This window comes from Streptomyces recifensis, assembly GCF_002154615.1.
Classification (GTDB): domain Bacteria; phylum Actinomycetota; class Actinomycetes; order Streptomycetales; family Streptomycetaceae; genus Streptomyces; species Streptomyces griseoluteus.
In genome coordinates, this window is record NZ_MUNH01000301.1 from 1 (window position 1) to 7,658 (window position 7,658).

Below are 7,658 nucleotides of genomic sequence, written 5' to 3' on the forward strand. Positions count from 1 at the left end.
GGGACGCGGGCCGGCGGCGAGCTGGTGGTCGATCGCCGCCCGCATCGCCGGAAGGCGTCCCCACTCCCCGCCCAGCACGATCAGCGCCGGGTCCGCCAAGGCCACGGCCGCGCTCAGCACGCCGGCCACCGCGCGCGCCAGCGTCTGCGCCGAACCTGCGTCGGAGGTGATGGCCGCCTCCAGGGCCGGAACGTCGATGGCCGTCGAGTCCGGCCGGCGCAGGCCGAGCGCGGCGAAGACCTCCGTCAGCGGCATGGCCGAGCCGTCCGGGCCGGTGGTGTGCACATGGGCGATCTCGCCGGCCAGACCCCGGTGGCCGCGCCGGACGGCGCCGTCGGTGACGACGGCGCAGCCGAGGCCCTCGCCGAGGTGGACGTACACGAAGTCGTCGACGCCCACGGCCTGGTGTTCGGCGCGGGCGGCCCAGTTGACGTCGTTGTCGACCAGGACGGGCCCGGCGACGTGGGGGGCGAGCACAGCGGCCGGGTCGAGGGCGCCGACCAGGAAGGGGGCGTCGGGCAGGCGGACGAGGCGGCCGGTCGCGCGGTCGACGGGGTCGGCGGCGCTGACGACGGCGAGCCGCGTGGGGCTCGCGAGCCGGGCCGCCGCCTCGGCCAGCGCCCTGGCCGCCTGGTGCTCGCCCGCGTTGCGGCTGAGGGCCGCGTGAGCCCGCCCCACGGTGTCGCCGAGCGCGTCCACCGTCTCGGCCGTCACTCCGCGCGGCGAGATGCTCGCCACCAGCGCCGTGCCGAGCCCCGGTGCGAGTGCGTAGTACGAGCCCGCGCGGCCGCGTCCCGTCGTGCGCTCGCCCGTGTCCACCACCAGACCGGAGGCCGCGAGGCGCTGCACGGCGTCGGAGATGGTCGGCTTGGAGATGCCGGTGCGGGCCGCGATCTCCGCGCGGGTCAGCCGCCGGTCGGCCATGAGGGCGCGCAGCACGTTCTCGTCCGTGAGGGCGCGCAGCATCTCCAGCGAGGGCTTGGCGGGTGTCATGGACCCGAGTCTAGTAAGGACTCTTGCCCAAAGCGGCGGTCCCGCCTAACGTGCATTTAGTAAGGAGCCCTCACCAAAGGAGCCGGGCCGCCATGACCCTCACCCGCAGCGACCTGCCGCACTGGGAAACCGTCCCCACCGACCTCCCTGCCGCGATCCGCGAGATCAAAGCCGCCCTCCGGACCCGCATCGAGGCGTCCGGCCGCAGCGTCGAGGAGGTCTTCGCCGCCGTCGAGCGACGAGTGGCCGCCCGTGTCGCGGAGATCGAGGCGGCCGGTGACGACGTCTGGCCGGTCGTCGACTACGCCGACATCGAGAACGGCACCGTCACCCCCGAGCAGTCGGCACGCATCACCGCCCGCGGCTGCCTCGTCGTACGCGGCCACTTCCCCCGCGAGCAGGCGCTCGCCTGGGACGCCGGGATCGTGGACTACGTCGAGGGCAACCGCTTCTTCGAGAACTACACCGGTCCCGGCGACGACTTCTTCGGCAGCGTCGGCTCCAAGCCCGAGATCTACCCCGTCTACTGGTCCCCGGCGCAGATGGAGGCCCGGCAGAGCGAGCGCATGGCCCGCGTGCAGTCCTTCCTCAACTCCTTCTGGCGGCACACCTCCGACGGCGTCCAGTGGTTCGACCCCGACCGCGACGCCCTCTACCCCGACCGCATCCGCCGCCGGCCGCCCGGCACCGACTCCGCCGGCCTGGGCACCCACTGCGACCCCGGCACCCTCGACCTGTGGATGACCGGCGCCTCCCAGCGGGCTTTCCGCCACCTCTTCGACGGCACCGTGGAGGAGTACGACCCGTGGGACCCGGCCCACCGCACCGAGGGCCCGCAGTACCCCGGCTCCACCATGTGCTCGGCGTTCCGCACCTTCCAGGGCTGGACCGCGCTGTCGGACATGGACCATGACCAGGGCGTCCTGCACACCGTGCCGATCCCCGAGGCCATGGCCTACCTGATGCTGCGCCCGCTGCTGGCCGACGTCCCCGAGGACGACATGTGCGGCGTCACCGTCAACCAGGTCTTCCCGGCGAGCGAGAAGTGGCACCCGCTGCTCATGAGGGCGCTCACCGGCATCCCCGACGTCCGCGCGGGCGACTCCGTCTGGTGGCACTGCGACATGATCCACAGCGTGGCGCCGGTCCGGGGCCAGCGCGGCTGGGGCAACGTCATGTACATCCCCGCCGCCCCGTGGTGCCCGCGCAACGAGGCGTACGCCTCCTCGGTGCGCGAGGCGTTCCTCACCGGATCGAGCCCGGCCGACTTCCCCGAGGAGCACTACGAGCGCGCCTGGCCCGACCGCTTCCCGGCCGCGCGCCTCAACGCCGCCGGCCGCCGGGGCCTCGGCCTGGACTGACGCCCGCTCAGCGCCCGTAACGCCGCTCGCGTGCCGCGTACGAGCGCAGCGCGCGCAGCAGGTCGATCTGGCGGAAGGCGGGCCACAGCACGTCCACGAAGTGCACCTCCGCGTACGCCGACTGCCACAGCAGGAAGCCGGACAGGCGCTGCTCGCCGGAGGTGCGGATGACGAAGTCGGTGTCGTGCCCGGCGGGGGAGTACAGGTTGTCGGTGATGTGCGCCAGGTCGAAGTCGGCGGCCAGGTCGCGCGGGTCGCCCCCGGCGCGGATGTGCTTGTCGAAGGCGGCCCGGACCGCGTCGACGATCTCCCGGCGCCCGCCGTAACCGACCGCCACGTCGACCTTCAGGCCGCCCCGGCCGGTCGTCGTGGCGGCGGCCTCCTTCAGCACCCGCGCGGTGTCGCCCGGCAGCAGGTCCAGTGCGCCGATGATCTCGATCTCCCACGGCGCGTCGGTCGCGCAGACCCGGCGCACGGTCTCCTCGATGATGTCGAGCAGCGGGCCGAGTTCGGCGGCCGGACGGTGCAGGTTGTCGTCGGAGAGCATCCACAGGGTGACGTGGCTGATCTCGGCGTCGGCGCACCAGTGCAGGAAGTCCGTGACCTTCGCACCGCCGACCCGATAACCCTCACGGACGTCCGTGTGCCCCGCGCCGCGCGCCCAGCGCCGGTTGCCGTCCAGCATGATCGCCACATGCCGGGGCCGGGGGAGGCCCTCCAGCTTGCGGTTGAGCCGCCGCAGATAAACCGCTTCCAGCGCCGAGCGCAGTGCCTTCCATGCCACGCCGAGATCCTTCCAAGGCCGGGGGGATGAGGTCGCAAACGATAGCGGCAATTGCCGGTGGCCCACCTCCCGGGCGCCTCCGGGCGCTTTCCGCAAGGGCGTTACGCTGCCGCGGTGACCGGCCGACCGATCAGCCGACGTGGGCTGCTGCGCTCCGCCCTGCTCGGCGGACCGGCCCTCGCGCTGCCCGGCTGCGGCCGGAACGACGGCCCGCACCGGCGGCTCACGCTGGCCACGGGCGCCCCCGGCGGGCCGTATCACGCCTTCGGGCGCGCCCTCGCCGCCGAGGCCGCTCGCACCCCGCCGCATCCCCGCATCACTCCGGTGAGTACGGCCGCCAGCGTGGACAACCTGCGTCGGCTGACGGCCGGTTCGGCGGACCTGGCCCTCGCCATGGCGGACGCCGCCGAGCAGGCGCTGCACGGAGCGGCGCCCTTCGCGGCCCCGGCCCCGGTGACGGCGCTCGCCCGCGTCTACGTCAACTACACGCACCTCCTGGCCCGTGCCGACGGCCCGGTGCGCTCCGTGGCCGACCTCGCGGGCCGCCCCGTGGCCACCGGCGCCACCGGCTCGGGGGCCCAGGTGCTCGCCGGACGGCTGCTGCGGGTGGCGGGGCTGACGGGCGGGCGCGCGGTACGGGAACAGCGGCTCGGGCTCGCCGATTCGGTGGCGGCGCTGCGCCGGGGCACGGTGGACGCCCTGATCTGGGCCGGCGGGGTCCCCACCCCGGCCCTGTCGGCGCTCGCCCGCCGACTACCGCTGCGTGTCCTGCCGTTGGAGGCCGAGGCGGAGGCGCTGCGTGCGGAGTACGGCCCGGTGTACTCGGCGGTCACCCTGCCGGCGGGGGTCTACGGGCTCACCGCGCCGGTCACCACCATCGGCGTCGGCAACTATCTGCTGGCCAGCCCCCAGGTGCCGGACCGGGACGCGCGTGACGTCCTGCGGGTGGTGTTCGACCGCTGGCGGGTGCTGCTGCGCGAGGTCACCGCGGGCGCGCGGCTGGAACCCCGCTTCGCCGTCGCCACCGGCGACCTCCCGCTGCATCCGGGAGCGGTGGCGTACTACCGGTCCGTGTACGGCTGAGCGGGCAGCCACAGCTCCACCACCAGCCCGCGCGGAGTCCCGGCCCGGGCGGCCAGCCGTCCTCCGCTGAGCCGGGCGATCTCGTCAGCGATGGCCAGACCCAGGCCGGTACCGGGCACGTTCTGATGCTCGGGTGCCCGCACGAAGCGCCTTGTGAGGAGCGGGAGTTGACCGTCGGGGACACCAGGGCCGTCGTCGGCCACCCGCACCACGACCTGGCCGCCTCCGACGGCCTGTGCCGACACGGTCACCCGCCCACCGGCCGGTACGAACTTCACCGCGTTGTCCAGCGCCGCGTCCAGCACCCGCCCCACCGCGTCCGGTACCGCCCGCACCCGCAGGCCGGGCGGTACCCCGGCAGCGGTGAGCGTCAGCTCCGAGGCGTCGAACACCGGCTCCCAGGCCGCCACCCGGCCCGCCACCGCGCCGGAGAGATCCTGCTCGGCCCGCTCCGCCGAACCGGCCTCCACCCGCGCCAACGCCAGCAGTCCGTCCAGGAGTTCGGTCAGCCGCTCCGCCTCGTCCAGCGCGCGGGAGTGCTCCTCGCGGCCCGGTCCCGGTGCCAGATGAGGTTCGACGTTCTCCAGTTGCAGCACCAGCGTGGCCAGCGGATTGCGCAACTGGTGCGAGGCGTCCGCGACAAAGGCCCGCTGCCGCCCGATCGAGTCCGCGACCGCCTCCGCCATGGCATTGAACTGCTCACGCAGGCTGCGGAGTTCGGGCGGTCCGGTGTCCGAGACGGCCCGCGCCTCCAGTCTGCCCGAGGCCAGCCGCGCCACCGCCCGGTCGAGGTCCTGAACCGGACGCATCAGCCAGCGGGTGATCCCCGCCGCGACCAGGCCCGCGGCGGCGAGGACCGCCGGCGCGCCGCACGCGATCAGCAGCCAGCGCACGGTCACGTCCCGGCGGGCGGCCCCGGTCGGCACGGCCATCAGCACCGCCCCGCTCACCCGCTCGTCCCGGCCCACCGGCTCGGCCAGTACCAGCCGGCGCGGACCCCACGGCCGTACCGTCGGCAGACGCTCGGTGGACCGGCCGGTCAGCGCCCGCCCCAGCGCCTCCCGCGCCGCCGGAGACGGCACCGGAGCCCCGGCGCGCGCGACGGTCCGGCCCGAGGTGTCCGACACCGCCACGGAGGCGCCGTACAGCCCGGCGTACCGGCGGATCTCGGTGGACAGTTCCGTGCGGTCGGCGGGGGAGCGGACCCGGTCCGCGAGGTCGGCGAACCGCACGGCGTCGGCCCGGCGTTGGAGCAGCAGATGCTCGGTGCGCCCGGCCGCGTACGACTCGGCCAGCGGGACGGACAGCAGCAGGGCCGCCGCTCCCATCACCACCATCAGCACCGCCAGCAGCCTGCGCCTCATCGCGCGCCCAGTTGGTAGCCGAAGCCCCGGACCGTGCGCACCAGTTCGGCCCGGCCGGTCTTGGCCCGGATACCGGCCACATGCACGTCCAGCGAGCGGGACGCGGCGAGGAAGGCGTCACCCCAGATCCGGTCCAGGATCTCCTCGCGGGAGTGCACCTCCTCCGGGCGGGCGGCCAGCATCGCCAGCACGTCGAACTCCCGCCGGGTCAGCCGCACTTCCGTCCCCGCGACGGTGACCGTGCGGCCCGCGAGGTCCACCTCCACGTCCCCGGCGCGCACCGGGCCCGGGCCGGCGTCCGGGCGGGGGGCCAGGGCGCCGGTGCGGCGGCGGACGGTGTCGATGCGGGCCATCAGCTCGTTCATCCGGAACGGCTTGACCACGTAGTCGTCCGCGCCCGCCCGGAGCGCCTGCACGATGTCCCGTTCCTCGCAGCGGGCCGTGACCACGATCAGGGGCGCCGCGCACACCGTGCGCAGCCGCCTGAGCAGTTCCAGCCCGTCCAGGTCGGGCAGGCCGAGGTCCAGCAGCACGAACTCGGCCTCCCGCACGTGGCGGAGCGCGTCCAGGGCGCGGGCGGCCCGGCGCACGGTGTGGCCGCGCTGAACCAGGGCGGTGGTGAGTGCCTGGGCCATCCGGTCGTCGTCCTCGACGAGCAGGGCGTGCATGGGAAGTCCTCGTGCCGGGTGCTGACCTGGGCCGCAGCCTATGCGGTGGCCCGGTTCCGGTACCGCACCAGGTCAGGTCAGCCGGCCGCCTTCGCGGAGGCGAGCCCGGCACCGGTGCCGGCGTCCGCCTCGGCCCGGCTGAGCGCCGCGTCACGGGTGTCCGGCATCAGCACATAGGTGACCAGCGAGACCAGCGCGCACCCCGAGACGTACCAGAAGAACATCCTCTCGTGGCCGGCGTCCTTGAACCACAGCGCCACATACTCCGCCGTCCCGCCGAACAGGGCGTTGGCCAGCGCGTACGGCAGGGCCACACCGAGCGCGCGCACCCGCGTCGGGAACAGCTCCGCCTTCACGGCCGCGTTGATCGAGGTGTACCCGGTGACGATCACCAGCGCCAGCAGGGAGAGCCCCAGCGCCGACCAGTAGGAGTGCGCCGACCCCAGCGCCGTCATGATCGGGTACGTGCCCACCGTGCACCCCACCGCGAAGGTGATCAGCAGCGGCCTGCGGCCGATCCGGTCCGAGAGCGTCCCGGCGAGTGGCTGGATCGCGGCGAACACCGCGAGCGCGGTGAAACTCACCAGCGTGGCCGTCGACTTGGCCATGCCCGCGCTGCCGATCAGATACTTGGTGAGGTAGGTGGTGTAGGTGTAGTAGGCCACCGTGCCGCCCAGGGTCAGCGCCATCACCAGACCGGCCTCCCGGCGGTGCTCCCACAGCGCCCTGAGCGAGCCGCGCGCGGTGTCGGTGCCGCCGCCCGTCTCCTCGGTGAACGCCTCCGTCTCCGTGAGCCGCCGCCGCAGCCAGAACACCACCAGCGCGAACACCGCGCCCAGCACGAACGGCACCCGCCAGCCCCAGCTCTGCAACTGCCCGGTGGTGAGGGTGTGCTGCATCGTGATCAGGATCGCCAGACCGAGCAGCTGCCCGCAGGTCATGGAGACGTACTGGAAGGACGAGCCGAGCCCGCGCCGGTTCCGGGCGGACGCCTCGGTCAGATAGGTGGCGCTGGCCGCGTACTCACCGCCGATGCTCAACCCCTGGAGCAGCCGCGCCAGCAGCAGCACCAGCGCGCCGAAGTAGCCCGCCTGGCCGTAGGTCGGCGCGACGGCGATCAGCAGGGCCGCGACCGACATCAGGGTGACGGTGAGGGTCAGCGCGCTCTTGCGGCCGTGCCGGTCCGCCGCCCGCCCCAGCACCCAGCCGCCGACCGGACGCATCAGGAAACCGACCGCGAAGATACCGGCGGTGTTCAGCAGCTTCGTCGTCGGATTGTCGCCGGGGAAGAAGGAGTCCGCGAAGTAGATCGCGAAGCTGGCGTAGACGAACCAGTCGTACCACTCCACGAGATTGCCCAGCGAACCGCCGATCAGGGCGAAACGGCGGGCGGCGGGGGTCACCG

At 74.0% G+C, this 7,658-nt stretch carries 7 protein-coding genes; 2 read left to right on the plus strand and 5 right to left on the minus strand.

Going from position 1 to position 7,658, the window contains the following annotated elements; all coding sequences use genetic code 11:
- Positions 1-993: ROK family transcriptional regulator (locus tag CCN33_RS17085; RefSeq protein ID WP_107483954.1), on the minus strand; the 993-nt coding region annotated here is incomplete at its 3' end.
- Between the two features lie 92 nt (positions 994-1,085).
- Between CCN33_RS17085 and CCN33_RS17090 the strand changes: the two genes are divergently transcribed.
- Complete coding sequence (locus tag CCN33_RS17090; protein WP_086694460.1) at positions 1,086-2,354, plus strand: DUF1479 domain-containing protein; 1,269 nt, start codon at positions 1,086-1,088, stop codon at positions 2,352-2,354.
- Between the two features lie 7 nt (positions 2,355-2,361).
- Here CCN33_RS17090 and CCN33_RS17095 read toward each other — a convergent pair whose 3' ends face one another.
- Positions 2,362-3,138 carry an isoprenyl transferase gene (locus tag CCN33_RS17095; protein WP_086694461.1) on the minus strand — a complete coding sequence of 259 codons (777 nt, stop codon included), beginning with the start codon at positions 3,136-3,138 and terminating at the stop codon, positions 2,362-2,364.
- Between the two features lie 114 nt (positions 3,139-3,252).
- Here CCN33_RS17095 and CCN33_RS17100 point away from each other — a divergent pair, with 114 nt between their 5' ends.
- Complete coding sequence (locus CCN33_RS17100) at positions 3,253-4,221, plus strand: TAXI family TRAP transporter solute-binding subunit (RefSeq protein WP_244173839.1); 969 nt, start codon at positions 3,253-3,255, stop codon at positions 4,219-4,221.
- Here CCN33_RS17100 and CCN33_RS17105 read toward each other — a convergent pair.
- The 3 genes from CCN33_RS17105 to CCN33_RS17115 form a co-directional block, all read right to left on the minus strand.
- The gene (locus tag CCN33_RS17105) at positions 4,200-5,585 is read right to left on the minus strand and encodes a HAMP domain-containing sensor histidine kinase (protein WP_086694462.1); all 1,386 of its coding nucleotides are present in this window, start codon (positions 5,583-5,585) and stop codon (positions 4,200-4,202) included. The genes CCN33_RS17100 and CCN33_RS17105 overlap by 22 nt on opposite strands.
- Positions 5,582-6,253 (minus strand): response regulator transcription factor, encoded by a 672-nt coding sequence (locus tag CCN33_RS17110; RefSeq protein ID WP_086694463.1) that lies wholly within the window; start codon positions 6,251-6,253, stop codon positions 5,582-5,584. Before CCN33_RS17110 ends, CCN33_RS17105 begins: the two co-directional genes overlap by 4 nt.
- 77 nt (positions 6,254-6,330) lie before the next feature.
- Positions 6,331-7,629 carry an MFS transporter gene (locus tag CCN33_RS17115; RefSeq protein WP_279628180.1) on the minus strand — a complete coding sequence of 433 codons (1,299 nt, stop codon included), beginning with the start codon at positions 7,627-7,629 and terminating at the stop codon, positions 6,331-6,333.
- Positions 7,630-7,658 lie beyond the last annotated feature (29 nt).

What these genes read in the sequence shown, in the direction of transcription:
- CCN33_RS17105 (WP_086694462.1), bottom strand. Translation starts at nt 5,585, where the DNA reads ATGAGGCGCAGGCTGCTGGCGGTGCTGATGGTGGTGATGGGAGCGGCG.
- CCN33_RS17110 (WP_086694463.1), bottom strand. Translation starts at nt 6,253, where the DNA reads ATGCACGCCCTGCTCGTCGAGGACGACGACCGGATGGCCCAGGCACTC.
- CCN33_RS17090 (WP_086694460.1), top strand. Translation starts at nt 1,086, where the DNA reads ATGACCCTCACCCGCAGCGACCTGCCGCACTGGGAAACCGTCCCCACC.